The sequence below is a fragment of the Catellatospora sp. NPDC049111 genome (genome assembly GCF_040648615.1).
In the GTDB taxonomy this organism is placed as follows: Bacteria; Actinomycetota; Actinomycetes; order Mycobacteriales; family Micromonosporaceae; genus Catellatospora; species Catellatospora aurea.
Genome location: NZ_JBEZEB010000003.1, coordinates 389,459 through 405,997 on the forward strand (window position 1 = coordinate 389,459; position 16,539 = coordinate 405,997).

Here is a 16,539-nt window from a genome sequence, read left to right on the forward strand (position 1 = left end):
GTGCCGCGCGACCCGAGGCGACGCGCCCCGGGCTCAGTAGAGTTCTCGGCATGACGGCGCGGCTGACCTCGGAACTCCTCCCGGGCTGGGTGACCTGGCTGCGGGCACCCAACCCCGGCCCGATGACCCTCGACGGCACCAACACCTGGCTCCTCGACGACGGCACCGTCATCGACCCCGGCCCCGACGACCTCGCCCACCTGGAGGCGATCGTCGAGGCGGGCCCGCCGATCCGGCGCATTCTCTTCACCCACAGCCATCCCGACCACGTCGACGGTGTCGCCACGCTGATCGCGCTCACCGGCGCGACCGTCGGCGAGGTCCCGGACTGGATCACCGAGCTGGGCACCCCCGGGCACACCACGGACTCGGTCTGCTTCGTCGCGGAACGGGACGGGCAGCGCGTCGTCTTCACCGGCGACACCATCCTCGGCCGCGGCAGCAGCGTGGTGGCCTGGCCCGACGGCGATGTCGGGGCCTACCTGGCGAGCCTGGACCTGCTCGCGGGCTACCCGGTGCCCGGCCTGCCGGGGCACGGGCCCGCGCTGCCGAACACCGCCGTCGCCGCGGCCTGGCTGCGCGCCCACCGGCTGGAGCGCCTGGACCAGGTGCGGGCCGCGCTCAAGCAGGGCGCGAGCACCCCCGAAGACGTGGTGAACGTCGTGTACGCCGACGTCGACCCGAGCCTGCGGTTCGCGGCCGAGTGGACCGTGCGGGCACAACTGGCGTACCTGGCGACGTTGAGCGAGCTGTGAAGCTGTCATGACCTGTCCTGTCTGCGGGACCGTCCCGGTGCCGGCGGCCCGCTTCTGCCACCACTGCGGGGCGGCCCTGCCCGCGGCGGCGACGCTGCCCGCCACCGAGCGCCGTGTCGTCACGGTGCTCTTCGGCGACCTCTCCGACTTCACCTCATGGTCGGAGGAGCTGGACCCGGAGCGGGTCGGCGCGGTCACCGACCGGGTGCTGTCGGCGCTGGCCGGCGCGGTGAAGACGTTCGGCGGGCACGTGGACAAGCTGACCGGCGACGGCATCATGGCCGTCTTCGGGGCGCCGGTGGCGCACGAGGACGACGCCGAACGGGCGGTGCGCGCCGCGTTGTCGATGCAGCGCGCGGTGCGGCGGGTGCTCGACGACGAGCGCGGCGGCGGTGCGCCGACCGGGCTGCGGCTGGGGCTGAACACCGGGCCCGTGGTCGCGGGTGTGCAGGCCGGGCTGGAATACACGGTCATCGGCGACACCGTGAACACCGCCGCCCGGCTGGCCGACGCGGCCGCGGTCGGCGCGGTCTACGCGGGAGCGCGCACGGTCGCGGCGACCGGTTCCGTGGCGGGCTGGCGCAACCTGCGTCCGCTGCGGCTGAAGGGCAAGCGCGAACCGGTCGAGACCTACGAGCTGCTGGGCCTGCACGACGCCCGGGGCAGCCGGGCGGGGCTGGGCGAGGAGGGCCCGTTCGTGGGCCGCGAGCCGGAGCTGGGCCGGGTCGCCGGCCGCCTGGCCGAGGTCGTCGACCGGGACGAGCCCCGGGTGCTGGTGTTCACGGCCGAGGCCGGCATCGGCAAGACGCGGTTCGCGTCCGAGGTGGAACGCTTCGCCAACGGGTACGAGGTCACGGCGGGCCGCTTCGCGGCGCGTACGCAGGCGCGGGTGCTGTCGGTGCGGTGTGCCGCGTATGGCGAGCGCCGCCGTCTCGCGCCACTGTCCGACCTGGTGAAACTGGCCATCGGCCTGCCCGCCGACGCCGCCACGGCGGTCACCCGGCAGGTTGCCGAGGAGCGGCTGCGCCGGCTGACCACCCGGCTGACCCAGCGCAGCGAGCCCGGCAAGCCGGTCAGCGTGGACGTCGACGCGCTGCTGTCGCTGCTCGGCTACGCCGACCCGAACGAGCTGGCGCAGTGGCACGGCCTGTCCGGCGACGACCCCGAGCAGCCCGGCCGGGAGACTGCCACGCTCGCGGTTGCCGTGGCCCGCCTGCTGGACGCGCTGGCCACCGAGTCCCCGCTGGTCGTGATCGTGGACGATCTGCACGACGGCACCCCGGAGACCCTGGACGCGCTCGGCTTCGCGCTGGAGGAGCTGACCGGGCCGGTGCTGGTGCTGCTGCTGGGCCGCCCCGAGCTGGTGCGCCGGGCCGGGCAGCTCACCCGGGTCGCCGACGCCGAGGCCAACACGCTGCCGCCGCTGCGCGGCGCGGACGCGGCGCGGCTGCTCACCGCATACCTCAAGGGCGGCAGGCTCCCGCAGGCCGACGAGGACCGGCTGCTCACCACCGCCCAGGGCAACCCGTTCTACCTGGCCGAACTGACCACGCTGCTGATGGAGCGCGGCGCGCTGACCAAAGCCGGTGCGCAGTGGCGGCTCACCCCGGGCTCGCTGGGCAACCAGCTGCTGTCCCGGGACCTGGCCGCGGTGCTCGCCGCGCGCATCGACGCGCTGCCCGTCGAGGCCCGTGCGGTGCTGCGCGACGCGGCCGTGGTCGGCGACACGGTGCCGACCGGCGCGCTCGAAGCACTGCGCGAACGCCGCTCCGGCCGCGACGGCCGGCCCGCCGCCGTGGTCGCCGTCGAGCTGGAGCGGGCCGTCGACGAGCTGCTGCAGCGCCGCATGCTGCGCCGGGTGCGGGGCGGCTTCGCCTTCGCCACCCCGCTGCTGCGCGAGGCCGCGTACGGCGGCGTCGGCAAGGCCGACCTCGCCGACCGGCACGCGTTCCTGGCCCGGTGGGCCGCGCCCGGCGAACCCCCGGTGCAGGTGTCCTCGGGTCGCACCGTGCCGGGCCTGACCGGGGTCGACGAGGCGATGCGCGACGCCTTCGTGGCCGAGCACGCCGAACGTGCCACCCGCCTGGCCGACGCGGTGCGGCTGCGCCCGGACGTGGCTGCCCGCCAGGTCGCGCCGCTCGGCGTGGCCGCGCTGGGGCGGGCCGCGCGTCGCGCGGGGCAGTCCGGCGAGCCCGCCGAGGCCGTCGGCTACGGCGAGCGCGCCGCGCGGCTTGCCCCCGGGGCGCTGCCGCTGCCCGACCGGCTGGTGCACGCCCGTTCCCTGCTGCAGTACGGCCGGATCGCCGAGGCACTGCACGACGCCGAGAAGCTGGTCGCCGACTCCGCCGACGATCCGCGCACCCGGGCCGGGGCGCTGCTGCTCGCGGGCCGGGCGCAGGTGGCGCAGGGCGACCCGCGCCACGCGTACCGGCTCTGGTCGGAGGCGCTGACCACGTCCACCGACGCCGAGCTGCCCGGCGAGCGGGCCGAGGCGATGCGCCGGCTGGGCATGGCCGACTTCCTGGGCGGGCGGCTGGGCGACGCGTCCAGCCGGTTCGCCGGGGCGTACCAGATCGCGGTCACCGCCGGCGACCGCAAGTCGCAGGCCTGGTCGCTGCAGAACCTGGCCTGGGTGACCACCACCCGCGGCGACTTCGCCGGGGCGGACGCGGCACTGGCCCGCGCCGCCCGGCTGTTCGCCGAGGCCAAGGACCCGGTCGGGCGGGCCTGGCTGCGCGGCACCTCCGCGTTCACCCGGCTGCTGTCGGGCCGGCTGACCGAGGCGCTGCGTCTGGCGCACGTCTTTCTGCCGTTCGGGGAGCGGGTCGGCGAGGCGTGGGCGGTCGGCACGCTGCGCGCGGTCGCCGCGTTCGCCGCCGCCGAGCTGGGTGAGCTGGGCGAGGCCGACCGGGAGGCGCGCCGGGCCTACCGCGACTTCGCCGCCGCCAAGGACGTCTGGGGGCGCGGCTTCGCGCTGGTCGCCCGGGGCGTCGTGGCGCGCGGGCTGGGGGAGTACGGCCACGCCGAGGACCTGCTCGGCGAGGCGCTGGAGGAGGGCGAGAAGGTCGGGCACCCGCTGCTGGTGGGCATGGCCGGCACGGTCCGCGGCTTCGTGGCGCTGGACCGGGGCGACTTCGAGGCCGCCGAGCTGGACGCCCGCTCCGTGCTGACCATGGTGTCGCCGTACGGGGTGCTCGACCCGGCCCGGGTCGGCCCGCGGGCGCTGCTGGGCGCGTCCCGGCTGGCCGCGGGCGACACCGCGATGGCGATTCGGCTGCTCGCCCCGATCGCGACCGCGCCGCACGCGCCGTCCATGCTCTACTCCCGCCGCCAGGGCGTCGCCCTGTACGCGGACGCGCTGCTGGCCGCCGGGCGGGTCGAGGAGGCGCTGGCCGCCGCGGAACTGGCCGAGGAGCTGCCCGCGGTGGACGTGCGCAGCCTGGTGCGCTCGGCGGTCTCCCACGCCCGTGCGCTGTCTGCCGCGGGACAGGACGAATCGGCGCTGGTCACGGCCGAGCGGGCGCGGGCGCTGGCGGACGGCACGCAGCAGACGAGCGAGCGTGCCGTTGCATTGGCGACATGGGGTGCCGTGACGTCGGGGCGAGGCGCTACCGTCTAGCCCGTGACCAACACGTCCGCCTTCCCGGAGATCCCCGGACTCACGGATCTGTCGCTGCTCGCCGTCGGTGGGTACGCGACGATCTTCCGGGCTGTGCAGGGATCGGTCGGGCGCGAGGTCGCCGTCAAGGTGGAGAACCGCACCATCGACAGTGACCGGGACCGTTCGCGTTTCCTGCGCGAGGCGCGGGCCGCGGGCAAGATGTCCGGTCACCCGCACGTGGCGGACCTGTTCGACGCCGGGGTGACCGCGGACAACCACCCCTACCTGATCATGGAGCTGTACGCGGGCTCGTACCAGGACCGCATGCCGCTGCGCCCGCACGAGGTGCGCGACCTCGGCGTGAAGATCGCCGACGCGCTGGCCGACGCGCACGAGCGCGGCGTGGTGCACCGCGACGTGAAGCCCGCGAACATCCTGATCAGCCACTTCGGCGAGCCCGCGCTGGCCGACTTCGGGCTGGCCATCCTCGCCGAGATACGCGACCCCGACATCACCCTCGACGTGATGACCCCGGCGTACGCGCCGCCCGAGGCCTTCCGCCGCGCCGAGCCCGCCCCGCCCGGCGACGTGTACGCGCTCTGCGCCACCCTGTACGCCCTGCTGCGCGGCGCCCCGCCGCGCTGGGAACGCGACCACCCGCCCGGCCTGCTCACCCTGATCGAGATGTTCGCCCAGCCGGTGCCGGACCTGCCCGAGGTGCCCGCCGCGCTCTGCGCGATCCTGCGCCAGGGCATGGACAACGACCCCGCCACCCGGCCCACCGCGCGGGCGCTGGAAGAGCTGCTGGCCTCGGTCGATCTCGACGGCCCCGCGCAGGAGGACCAGTCGACGGTGGACGTCTCGAACGTCGCCGGACCCGAGATCCCGGCCCAGCGCCAGGGCTTCTTCGGCAACCTCATCGACAAACTGTTCCAGTGATCGACGCGGTGAGGTAAGGCACGACGCGCCGTCGGGTGCGTGTCGCCCTCCTTGAACCACTCGTTGCTCTGGTGTCAACAAGCGGTGGAGCACCGAGGAGCAGGTTCACCATGGCGACTCTCGACACCGCGCTGGACCCCCGCGCGCCCTCCTTCCTGGAAAACCGAAGCACCGCCCAGGCGGCTCTGCGTGCGCTGGAACAGGCGCACGGGCAGGCCCGCGACGGCGGCGGCGAGAAGGAGGTGACCAGGCACCACGCCCGCGGCAAGCTGCTGCCCCGCGAGCGCATCGAGCTGCTGGTGGACTCCGACACGGCGCTGCTGGAACTGGCCGCGACCGCGGGCCGCGAGGCCGGCGAACCGATGGGCGCGGGGCTGGTCACCGCGCTCGGAGTGGTCGACGGCATCGAATGCATGCTGGTCGCCAACGACCCGACCGTGTACGTCGGCGGACCGGCCCAGGCGGGCCGGGCCAAGTTCGCCCGTGCGGTGGAACTGGCCGACCGGCACGTGCTGCCGCTCGTGCTGCTGCTGGAGTCGACGCCGGAGGAGCAGGGCCGGGCCGCGGTGCCCGATCCCTGCTTCGCGCGGCTCGGGCGGATGGCCGCCCCGGTGCTCTGCGCCGTCTTCGGCCCGCTCGACGCCTGGCTCGCCCCGCTGCCCGACCTGGCCGACCACGCCATCACGGTGCGCGGGCGCGCAGACGCGGCCCGGATGGACATGGTCGCCGAGGACGAGCGCGACGCGTTGCGGGTGCTGCGCCAGACGGTGCGCCGCCTGGTCACCTTCCAGCGAGGGCCGCTGGCCGGAGCGGTCGAGCCGCCGCGGTACGAGGTGGAGGAGCTGCTCGCCGTGGCCAGTGCCGACCCGGCCGCGGTGACCGAGCCGCGCGAGGTGCTGGCCCGCGTGCTTGACGGGTCCGACCTGGACGAGTTCCGCCCCCAGCGGGGTGGCGCGCTGCTGGCCGGGTTCGGTGCGGTGCACGGCCACCCGGTGGCGGTGCTCGCGGCGACCGGCCCCGTGATCGACCCGGACAGCGCCGACAAGGGCGTGGAACTGGCCCGGCTGGCCGGCAAGGCGGGTGTGCCCGTGCTCGTGCTGGCCAATCCGGCCGGGCACACGCCCGACAGCTCCGCGCTGCTGCTGCGGGCGCTGGCCCAGGCCGACCGGATCACCTTGGTGCTGGGCACGTCCCCCGGGTCGTGGGCACTGGCCGGGCCCGGCTTCCGGTTCCGCTGGCCGGTGGACGACCAGTCCACCGAGCCGTACGACGGTGTGATCGACCCGCGCGACACCCGGACCGTGCTGGGCATCTGCCTATCGGTGAGCGCCGCGCCGGCCCGGCCGGGCAACGCGCCAGAGCGTGAGGTGGCGTCATGATCCGCAGACTGCTGGTGGCCAACCGGGGCGAGATCGCCCGTCGCATCTTCGCGACCTGCCGCGCCGTCGGGGTGGAGACCGTCGCGGTCTACTCCATCGCCGACACCGACTCCCCGTACGTCGCCGAGGCCGACTACGCCGTGCAGCTGCCCGGTTCCGCGCCGAGCGCGACGTACCTGCGCGGGGACCTGATCCTCGCGGCGGCCCGCAAGACCGGAGCGGACGCGATCCACCCCGGCTACGGCTTCCTCGCCGAGAACGCCGACTTCGCGGCGATGGTCGTCGACGCCGGGCTGACCTGGGTCGGCCCGCCCTCGAAGATCATCTCGGTGATGGCCTCCAAGGTCGACGCGAAGGCGCTGCTGGCCGAGGCCGAGGTGCCGGTGCTGCCCAGCTGGACCGACCCGTCCGAGGTGGACGAGTACCCGGTGCTGGTCAAGGCGGCCATCGGCGGCGGCGGGCGCGGCATGCGCATCGTGCGCGACGCGGACTCGCTGGCCGAGGCCGTCTCCTCCGCCCGCCGCGAGGCCTTCGGCGCGTTCGGCGACTCGGCCGTGTTCTGCGAGCGCTACGTCGAGCAGGCCCGGCACATCGAGGTGCAGATCGTCGCCGACCAGCACGGCAACATCGTGACCCTGGGCGAGCGTGAGTGCTCCATCCAGCGCCGGCACCAGAAGATCATCGAGGAGGCGCCGTCCCCGGCGGTCTCCCCGGAGCTGCGCGAGAACCTGTGCGCCGCGGCCGTCCTGGTCGCCGAGGCCATCGGCTACGTCGGCATCGGCACCGTCGAGTTCCTGCTCAGCCCCGACGGGGAGTTCTACTTCCTGGAGATGAACACCCGGCTGCAGGTCGAGCACCCGGTCACCGAATGCGTCACCGGCTTCGACCTGGTCCGGCTGCAGATGTACCTGGCCGAGGGCGGGCAGCTGCCGTTCCAGTCCGCGCCGCCGATGCGCGGGCACTCGATCGAGGTCCGGCTGTGCGCCGAGGACCCGGCCAGCAACTGGCTGCCCGCCACCGGGCAGGTGCACCGGCTGGAGGTGCCCGAGGTCTCGGCCACCTTCCGGCCCATGCTCCAGCCCGGCATCCGCGTCGACTCCGGAGTCGAGCCCGGCACCGTCGTCGGCGTGCACTACGACTCGCTGCTGGCCAAGCTCGTCGCCTGGGCGCCCACCCGGTACGAGGCCGCCCGGATGCTGGCCGGCACGCTGGCCCGTACCCGCATCCACGGCCTGGTCACCAACCGCGACCTGCTGGTGCGGGTGCTGCGGCACCCGGCGTTCCTGACCGGCCAGATCGACACCGGCCTGCTCGACCGCCAGCCCGAGGTGTTCGCGCCACTGCTGTCCTCGGTGGAGGCCGTCCGGCTCAGCTGCCTGGCCGCGGCGCTCGCGGCCGCCGCCCGGCGGCGGGCGCAGGCCCCGGTGCAGCGCGGCATCCCGTCCGGCTGGCGCAACGTGCCCACCGGCGCGCAGACCGTGGTGTACGACGGACCCGCCGGCCCGGTCGAGGTCGGCTACCGCCTCGACGGCACCGGCGCGCTGGCCCAGTGGTGGGTCCGCGCCGTCGACCCCGAGGAACTCGACCTCGCCGGGCTGGGCCAGGTCGGCCCCGTCGACGACCACCCGCCCGTGGCGGTCGTCTCGGCCGACCCGGACGAGGTCGTGCTCGACGTCGCCGGCATCCGGCTGGCCCTGCACGTGCATGAGGTCGGCGAGACCGCGTACGTCGACAGCGCCGAGGGCTCGCTGGCCCTGCGCCGCCTGCCCCGCTTTCCCGAGCCCGTCCAGGAGCTGGAGGAGGGCTCGCTGACCGCCCCGCTGCCCGGCGCGGTCGGCCGCGTCCTGGTCGCCCCCGGCCAGCGCGTGGGCGCCGGCGACCTCCTGCTCACCCTGGAGGCGATGAAACTGGAGCACCCGGTGCACGCCCCCGCCGACGGCGTGGTCGCCGTGGTCACCGTCCGCCCCGGCGTCCTCGTCGACACCGGCGCCCTCCTCGCCGTCCTCACCCCCGCCTGAGGGCAAGGAAGGGCACCTTCACAACGCTCCGCGTTGTAGAAGGTGCCCTTCTTAACACCCCAACACGCTGACCAGCACCGACACCCGCCCGATCGCGCCGCCCGTAGCCATCCCGGCCATCGGCCGCCGCTATCCGGGCAGTCGGCCGTCGGCAGTCGGCAGTCGGCAGTCGGCAGTTTCAGGGAAACTGCGCTTATCCACAGCTCGATTGCTGCAGTTTCCCTGAAACTGCGGGGTGGGCCGTGGCGGTGGTGCACGTGGGCGGGGTCGGGCGAGGGTCCGTGGGAACGCGGAAAAGGACGTCTCCCGGTGGGCTGGATGGGGCCCGGTTCGGGAGACGTCCTTTTCGGTGGTGCTGGGCCAGCGCGGGTCTTCGGTCAGCGAAAGGGAGTCGCGCTGGTTGCCGGCCTGCCGGCGGGGTGAGGCGGGTGCAGTGTTTCGCCGGTTCCGGTCCGCGGGTGACTTCTCAAGTCGTCGTGGGCCGTACCCGCCGGCAGGCCGGACGGTTACCGGTTGGCGGACGCGCCGCCGACGCTCCAGGCGGCCGCGTCACCGAGCACGCCGACGGCCACGCCGCTGACGTTGATCGGGATCTGGATCGGCGCGTACACCTGGGTGCCGTTCAGGATGCCGTGATTGCCGGCGCTGATCATCTTGACGTCGTCACCGTGCCGGTGCTTGCCCTGGTTGTGGTCGTGACCGTGGTCCGGGCAGGGCTGCGGGCGGGGCTTCGGCCGCGGCTTCGGGTGGTGGTTGTGGCCACCGCCGTTGCCACCGCAGCCGCTGTTGCAGGTCGTGCCGTTGCCGCCGCCGTTGCCGCCGGTGCTGGTGTTGTGCTCGGCAGCGTCGCTCTCGGTGTCGAAGCGGCCCATGGTGCCGACCCCGTCCAGGGCGTCGATGTCGATCGCGTCGGCGTTGCGCGCCACACCCTGGTTGCCCAGCAGACCGCCGACCACGGGCAGGCCGCCCTTGGTCAGGTTGCCGACCAGCGGCAGGCCGCCGTTGCCGAGGCTGCCGACGAGCGGGAGACCGCCGTCGGTGAGGTTGCCGACCAGCGGCAGGCCGCTGCCGCCCAGGTTGCCGACGATCGGCAGGCCGCCGTTGGCCAGGCCGCCCACCAGCGGCAGGCCACCCAGCAGGTCACCCGACTCGGTCGACTCGCGGTCGCCGTAACCGCCGTGGTCGTCGCAGCGGCTGTCGCACTGGTGTTTCTTCTTGTGGTGGTCGCCGTCGGCGTCGGCGCTCGCGCCGCCCTTGCACTTCGCCGCGGCGTTGCCGAGCACGCCCGCGGCCACGCCGCACACGTTGATCGGGGCCTGGATCGGCGCGAAGACCTGGGTGCCGTTCAGGATGCCGGTGTTGTTGGTGCTGATCAGGCGGGCGTCGTACACGCCGTCGAGCTCGGCGGCGCTGCCACCCACGCAGCCGGCGACCGCGTCGCCGCCCACGCTCGCGGCGATACCGCAGAGGTTGATCGGGGCCTGGATCGGCGCGAAGACCTGCGTGCCGTTCAGGATGCCGGTGTTGCCCGCACTGAAAACGGTGGTGTCGGCGTACGCGGCGGCGGAGCCGCCGGTGGCCATGACCGCGCCGGCAGTCAGCGCGCCGGCCTTGAGTGAGCGTCGAACCCACGTGTTCATAGTGGTAGGGACCTCTTTCGATCGTCGGAGACATCCGACCGACCGATCGAGGCGGTGCAAGAGGTGTCCGATACACCCAGGTACAGGCGAAAGGTCACCGCACGATCGGTCACTGTGGACACGTCTAGCCGCGCTCAATTTGCGAGGTTCGCGACCACTCGGACCAACGAAGTCCCACTGGGGCTGACATGTCGGCGACAATTTCCCGACACTTTGACCAGCCATTATGTACGGATATGTCCGGATTTAGGCCGGATCACAGGGTTTCTCTGACCACCTGTCGCAACACCTAACGACGCGGACCCTCATCGGTCGCTCGGCCCGCCCACCCTGACCGAACGTATGACCTCGCCGACTTAGGTGACCGCCCTATCGCCTGGCGGCGGCGGCACGTCCGCCTCCGGGGTCAGCGCGGGGCACGGCCATGTCGACCTCCACCCGGTCGTGCCGCCCGCCGCAAGGTCATCCGACTTGCTTGGCAAGTGTGCGTATCTTGAGCACGCAAACGCCCATGTGCCAGGCAAATCGGATGATCATGGCGGGCCGGGGCGCGACGTGGGGCGGAAACGAGCACGCCCACCGTCGCGCGCCGGGTGGGCGCGGAAGGTGGGCGCGTCGGTGATGCGGAAGGTCAGACGCGGGCGCGGCGGGCCAGGCGCTCCGGGTCGAGGATGATGACGCTCTTGCCGTCCAGCCGGAGCCAGCCGCGGGAGGCGAAGTCGGCCAGGGCCTTGTTCACCGTCTCGCGCGAGGCGCCGACGAGCTGCGCCAGCTCCTCCTGGGTGAGGTCGTGGGTCACCCGGAGCACGCCGCCGTCGCGGGTGCCGAAGCGGCCCGCCATCTGCAGCAGGTTCTTGGCGACGCGGCCGGGCACGTCGGTGAAGATCAGGTCGGCCAGCGCGTCGTTGGTCCGGCGCAAGCGGCGGGCGAGCACCCGCAGCAGCTGCTCGGCGATCTCGGGCCGGTTGTTCAGCCACGGACGCAGGGCCTGCTTGCGCAGCCGCGCGAGGCGCACGTCGGTCACCGCGGTGGCGGTGGCGGTGCGCGGCCCGGGGTCGAACAGGGACAGCTCGCCGAGCATGTCCGACGGCCCCATCACGGAGACCAGGTTCTGTCGGCCGTCGGCGGCGCGTCGGCCCAACTTGATCTTGCCGGAGAGTACGATATAGAGGCTGTCTCCAGGCTCACCCTCGTTGAACACGATCTCGCCCTTGCGGATCTCGATCGTTTCCATCTCACGAGCAAGTGCCTCGGCGGCCTCCGGGTCGACACCCTGGAAGATCCCGCTCCGAGCCAGCACCTCGTCCATCGCCTACCTCCATCGACGCGGATCGTGGGCATACCGTGGATTAACTCGTCGCTACACGTACGCCGCGCGAGGTCAGTCTAGGCGCACGCAGGTGGCAACCGGACGCCAACCCCCGTAATCCTGCGACCTGCTCCGGTGCCGGTCGTGGCACCGGGCGGGTAGAGTGCCCGGCGATGTCCATACACCCCCTGAGCCGCCCCGATACCCCCGCACCGTCCGCGCAAACGCCGCCCCGTTCCACCATGGACCGGGTGTTCGGATCGCTTCGCGCACGCCCGGGGGTCTCCGCCGCGGGCGCGATCGTGCTCCTTGTCACAGTCGTCGGTCTCGGCTTCTCCGCCCTGACCTCGCCGGCCGACGCGGTCTCGGCGCAGTGGCACGCACCCGAGGGCGCCGCTGTCACGCCGACGGAGGCACCGGTCGAGCCCACCGCTGATCCGGCGGCCAACGCCATCAGTATGTCCGCGACCGGCGACATCATCATGGGCGACGCGCCGCAGGATCTTCCGCCGAACGGCGGCAAGGGCTACTTCGACAAGATCAAGCCGTTGCTGCCGGCGGACCTGGTGATGGGCAACCTGGAGCAGCCGATCACGGACGAGACCGGCACCGGCAAGTGCCCGGCGCCCAAGCCGGGCGAGCCCGTCAACTGCCACCAGTTCCGGGTGCCGCCGTCCTACGCCAAGCACCTCGTGGACGCCGGGTTCGACCTGCTCAACACGGCCAACAACCACAGCCGTGACTTCGGCTCGGCCGGCTTCACCAACACGCAGCGGGCGCTGGACGCCGCCGGGCTCAAGCACACCGGGGCCACGAACCAGATCACCGTCGTCGACGTCAAGGGCGTCAAGGTCGCGGTCGTGGGCTTCTCGTCGTACGCGGGGAACAACAGCCTGCTCAACCTGACCTCCGCCAAGAAGGTCATCGCCAAGGCCGCCGAGCAGGCCGACCTGGTCGTGGTGCAGGTGCACATGGGCGCCGAGGGCGCGGACAAGAGCCACGTCCGACCGGGCACCGAGAACTTCCTCGGCGAGAACCGGGGCAATCCGCACGCGTTCTCCCGAGCCGTGATCGACGCGGGCGCCGACCTGGTCGTCGGGCACGGGCCGCACGTGGTGCGCGGCATGGAGTTCTACAAGGGCCGGCTGATCGCGTACAGCCTGGGCAACTTCGCCGGCGGCGGCCAGCTGCGCAGCGAGGGCCGGCTGGGCTGGGGCGGCGTGCTGAAGGTGACCCTGAACGCGGACGGCAGCTTCGTCTCCGGGCAGTTCCACTCCACGATCTTCAGCGGCGCGCACGGCATCCCGGTGCCCGACACCAAGGACCGCGCGCTCGGCCTGGTCACTCAGATGACCAAGGAAGACTTCGGCAAGAGCGGCGCGGTGCTGAGCGCGGACGGGGCGATCGCCGCACCCGCGACGTAGGCTCTCTGCCGTGGTTACGGTGACGGGCGAGACCGACCTGGCGCGCAAGCGCCGGGTCCGGCGGATGGCGCGCGAACTCGCCGTCATCCATCCGGACGCGCACTGCGAGCTGGACTTCACCAATCCGCTGGAGTTGGCCGTCGCCACCATCCTGTCGGCGCAGACCACCGACGTACGGGTCAACCTGACCACCCCGGCCCTGTTCGCGAAATACCGCACCGCGGCCGACTACGCCGGGGCGGACCGGACCGAGCTGGAGGAGATGCTCCGCCCGACCGGCTTCTTCCGGAACAAGGCGGCCTCCCTGATGGGCCTCGGCCAGCAGCTCGTGGACCGGTTCGGCGGCGAGGTGCCGCGCAAGCTGGCCGACCTGGTGACGCTGCCCGGCATCGGCCGCAAGACGGCCAACGTGGTCCTCGGCAACGCGTTCGGTGTCCCGGGCATCACCGTGGACACCCACTTCCAGCGGCTGGTGAACCGCTGGGCGTGGACCGAGGAGACGGATCCCGTCAAGATCGAGCACGCGGTCGGCGCCCTGGTCGAGAAGCGCGACTGGACGATGCTGTCGCACCGGGTGATCTTCCACGGCCGCCGGGTGTGCCACGCCCGCAAACCCGCCTGCGGTGCCTGCCCGCTGGCCCGGATGTGCCCGTCGTACGGCATCGGCCCGGTCGATCCCGCCGAGGCGGTCAAGCTGCTCAAGGGTCCGCGTACCGCGGAGATCGCCGCCCTCGCCGGAGTCGGCGCATGACCCCCCATCTCCGCCTGGGCCGCCGCCCGGCCGCACTTTCCGGGAAACCGCGTCAATCGGCATGTCGTGAACCGCACTTTCCCCGAAAGAGCGCGCTGACGGCTGCTGCGGCGATACTGCTGCTGGCGGGGTGCACCGGGCCCGGTGAGGCCCGGCCGGACGAGGCTGTTCCGCAGCCGTTCGCGGCCTGTGCCCCGTTCACCGGAGGCGCGAGCGCCCAGCCGACTTCGCCGCCGCGCACAGGCCTGCCGCCGTCCGCGGCCCCCGCTGCCTCGTCGCCCGCGGCAGCGCCGTCGCCCTCGGCCGTCCAGGGCGCGGTCGTGCCGACGACCGGCCCCGAAGGTCCGATCGCCACCTTGCCGACCAGCGCCGCCGCGAAGCCGAGCGGCGTGCCCGCCACCGGCCCGGCCCGCCGGAACATCCGGACGATCACGCTGCCTGAGCTGGCGCTGGAGTGCATGGCCGGAGGCGAGCCCGTGCGCCTGTCCGCGCTGCGCGGACCCCTCGTGATCAACCTGTGGGCGTCCTGGTGCACACCGTGCCGCCAGGAGCTGCCCGCGTTCCAGCGGCTGGCCGACAGCGGCCGGGTGCCGGTGCTCGGCGTCGTCACCGAGGACTCCCGCGACGCCGCGGCCTGGCTCGCCGACGAGCTGAAGGTCAGCCTGCCGAGCGTGTACGACCGCTCCGGCGCGCTCAAGGCCGCTGCCGGGGAGATGGCCCTGCCGCTCACCCTGTTCGTGACGGCCGACGGCCGCGCGATCGTCTACCGCGACGTCGCCCTGACCGACCAGACCCTGGCCCCATTGATCGAGCAGCACTTCGGCCGCACGTGAGAGCGCAGCGAGGAGACGGCATGACCGAGGTGGTCACCGGGCAGGTACCGGCGTGGTTCGAGCCGCTGCTGACCCGGGTGCGTGCCGCGCGTGCCGTGGACTTCACCCGCATCCCGACGCCCGACGAGGGCGGTCGGCCCGCCGCCGTGCTCATTCTGCTGGCCGAGGGCGAGCAGGGTCCGGATGTGCTGATCATGCAGCGCAGCGCGACCCTGCGCAATCACGCGGGTCAGCCGGCCTTCCCCGGCGGCGCCGTGGAGCCCGAGGACGCCGACCTGACCGCGACCGCGCTGCGCGAGGCGAACGAGGAGGTCGGGCTCGACCCGGCCAGCGTGACCGTGCTGGCGCAGCTGCCCACGCTGTGGATCCCGGTGACGGATTTCCTGGTCACTCCCGTACTCGCCTGGTGGCACGCGCCGCACCCGGTCGGCGCGCACGATCCGCGCGAGGTGGCGCACGTGGCGCGGCTGCCGCTGGCCGAACTCGCCGATCCGGCCCACCGGCTGCGGGTGCGCCACTCCAGCGGGTGGATCGGCCCGGCGTTCCAGGCGCGCGGCATGCTCGTCTGGGGGTTCACCGCTGGGGTGCTGTCGACGCTGCTCGAACTCGGCGGCTGGGCGCGACCCTGGCCCACCGATCGCATCGAGGCCCTGCCCACCCCGCCCGCCACGCTTAGTGGCACCGCCGATGTCCCTTCCGTAGGCTGAACCGATGTCGGTCGTCGACGGTGTCCTGATCCTGCTGCTGCTGCTCTTCGGTGTGAGCGGTTACCGGCAGGGCTTCGTGGTGGGCGTGCTCTCGTTCATCGGGTTCTTCGGGGGCGCCCTGATCGGCCTCCAGCTCGGCCCGCTGCTGGCCGGGCTGCTCACCGACCCGGTGCTGAAGCTCGTGGTGTCGCTCATCGCGGTGTTCGGCCTGGCCGTGCTCGGCCAGTCGCTGGCTGGCTGGGGCGGTGGCAAGCTCCGGCGGGCCATCACCAACCGGGCCGGGCAGACCGTCGACGACCTGGGCGGCGCGGTGGTCTCGGTGCTCGCCGTGTCACTGGTGGCCTGGCTGGTCGCGGTGCCGCTGAGCGACGCCGCGCAGCCCTGGCTGGCCAAGGCGGTGCGCAACAGCAGCCTGCTGGCGGCCATCGACTCGGTGATGCCGGGCGAGGCGAAGACGCTGACCGAGGCGCTGCGCGACACGGTCGACACGAACGGCTTCCCCGAGGTGTTCGGCGATCTGGTGCCGACCCAGGTCAAGGAGGTGCCCGCGCCGGATCCGAAGCTGGCCGGGTCGCAGGTCGTGCTGAACGCGAAGAAGTCCGTGGTGAAGGTGCTCGGCAGCGCGCCGAGCTGCAGCCGCCGCATCGAGGGCTCGGGTTTCGTGTTCGCCGACGAGCACGTGATGACCAACGCGCACGTGGTGGCGGGCACGAAGTCGATCCGGATCGAGCTGAACGGGGCCCGGCTGTCCGGCAAGGTCGTCGTGTACGACCCGGAGCGCGACCTCGCCGTGATCCACGTTCCGTCGCTGAACGCCCCGGTGATGCGCTTCGCGAACTCGCCCGCCAAGTCCGGCGCGGACGCGATCGTGCTGGGCTTCCCGCTGGACGGGCCGTACAACGCGCAGTCCGCCCGGGTGCGCGACGTCGGCGACATCACCGGCCCGGACATCTACGAGGACGGCACCGTCACCCGCGAGGTGTACACCATCCGGGGCCTGGTGCGCAGCGGCAACTCGGGCGGCCCGCTGGTCGCGAAGGACGGCACCGTGCTCGGCGTGATCTTCGCGGCGGCCGCCGACGACCCGAACGTCGGCTACGCGGTCACCGCCGAGGAGGCGTCGACGATCGCGCTGATGGGCCGCAACCGTACGGGCGAGGTCGGCACCGGCAAGTGCGCCTGA

11 protein-coding genes and 1 pseudogene are annotated in these 16,539 nt (G+C 73.2%); 10 read left to right on the top strand and 2 right to left on the bottom strand.

The window, feature by feature from the left end; all coding sequences use genetic code 11:
• Window positions 1-50 precede the first annotated feature (50 nt).
• The 5 genes and pseudogenes from AB0B66_RS06695 to AB0B66_RS06715 all read left to right on the top strand — a co-directional run bounded on the left by AB0B66_RS06695 (window position 51) and on the right by AB0B66_RS06715 (window position 8,692).
• Window positions 51-755, top strand: a complete 705-nt coding sequence (locus tag AB0B66_RS06695; RefSeq protein WP_360523894.1) for an MBL fold metallo-hydrolase — start codon at window positions 51-53, stop codon at window positions 753-755.
• Window positions 756-762: 7 nt separating this feature from the next.
• A complete protein-coding gene (locus tag AB0B66_RS06700) occupies window positions 763-4,374 on the top strand; it encodes an adenylate/guanylate cyclase domain-containing protein (protein WP_360523897.1) in 3,612 nt (1,203 codons plus the stop codon).
• Window positions 4,375-4,377: 3 nt separating this feature from the next.
• Window positions 4,378-5,184: pseudogene (locus tag AB0B66_RS06705) on the top strand (serine/threonine-protein kinase); the annotation flags it as partial.
• A gap of 221 nt (window positions 5,185-5,405) precedes the next feature.
• Window positions 5,406-6,674, top strand: coding sequence for a carboxyl transferase domain-containing protein (locus AB0B66_RS06710; protein ID WP_360523900.1), 1,269 nt, complete (start codon window positions 5,406-5,408; stop codon window positions 6,672-6,674).
• Complete coding sequence (locus tag AB0B66_RS06715; RefSeq protein ID WP_360523903.1) at window positions 6,671-8,692, top strand: biotin carboxylase N-terminal domain-containing protein; 2,022 nt, start codon at window positions 6,671-6,673, stop codon at window positions 8,690-8,692. The genes AB0B66_RS06710 and AB0B66_RS06715 overlap by 4 nt, the downstream gene beginning before the upstream one ends.
• A gap of 506 nt (window positions 8,693-9,198) precedes the next feature.
• Here the strand turns inward: AB0B66_RS06715 and AB0B66_RS06720 are convergent.
• Together AB0B66_RS06720 and AB0B66_RS06725 are read right to left on the bottom strand one after the other, a co-directional pair.
• Window positions 9,199-10,332 (bottom strand): chaplin family protein, encoded by a 1,134-nt coding sequence (locus tag AB0B66_RS06720; protein ID WP_360523906.1) that lies wholly within the window; start codon window positions 10,330-10,332, stop codon window positions 9,199-9,201.
• Between the two features lie 631 nt (window positions 10,333-10,963).
• On the bottom strand, window positions 10,964-11,641 hold the full coding sequence (locus AB0B66_RS06725; RefSeq protein ID WP_120317442.1) for a Crp/Fnr family transcriptional regulator: 678 nt from the start codon (window positions 11,639-11,641) through the stop codon (window positions 10,964-10,966).
• A 251-nt stretch (window positions 11,642-11,892) separates the two neighbouring features.
• Here AB0B66_RS06725 and AB0B66_RS06730 point away from each other — a divergent pair, with 251 nt between their 5' ends.
• The 5 genes from AB0B66_RS06730 to AB0B66_RS06750 all read left to right on the top strand — a co-directional run bounded on the left by AB0B66_RS06730 (window position 11,893) and on the right by AB0B66_RS06750 (window position 16,539).
• Complete coding sequence (locus tag AB0B66_RS06730) at window positions 11,893-13,065, top strand: CapA family protein (RefSeq protein ID WP_360523909.1); 1,173 nt, start codon at window positions 11,893-11,895, stop codon at window positions 13,063-13,065.
• A 10-nt stretch (window positions 13,066-13,075) separates the two neighbouring features.
• Entirely contained in the window at window positions 13,076-13,816 is a 741-nt protein-coding gene (gene nth / locus AB0B66_RS06735; protein ID WP_360523912.1) for an endonuclease III, read from the top strand.
• A 320-nt stretch (window positions 13,817-14,136) separates the two neighbouring features.
• Window positions 14,137-14,649 carry a TlpA disulfide reductase family protein gene (locus AB0B66_RS06740; RefSeq protein ID WP_360523915.1) on the top strand — a complete coding sequence of 171 codons (513 nt, stop codon included), beginning with the start codon at window positions 14,137-14,139 and terminating at the stop codon, window positions 14,647-14,649.
• Between the two features lie 20 nt (window positions 14,650-14,669).
• Window positions 14,670-15,356: a CoA pyrophosphatase gene (locus AB0B66_RS06745; RefSeq protein WP_360523918.1), complete on the top strand. Its 687-nt coding sequence runs from the start codon at window positions 14,670-14,672 to the stop codon at window positions 15,354-15,356.
• A 4-nt stretch (window positions 15,357-15,360) separates the two neighbouring features.
• A complete protein-coding gene (locus AB0B66_RS06750) occupies window positions 15,361-16,539 on the top strand; it encodes a MarP family serine protease (RefSeq protein WP_360523921.1) in 1,179 nt (392 codons plus the stop codon).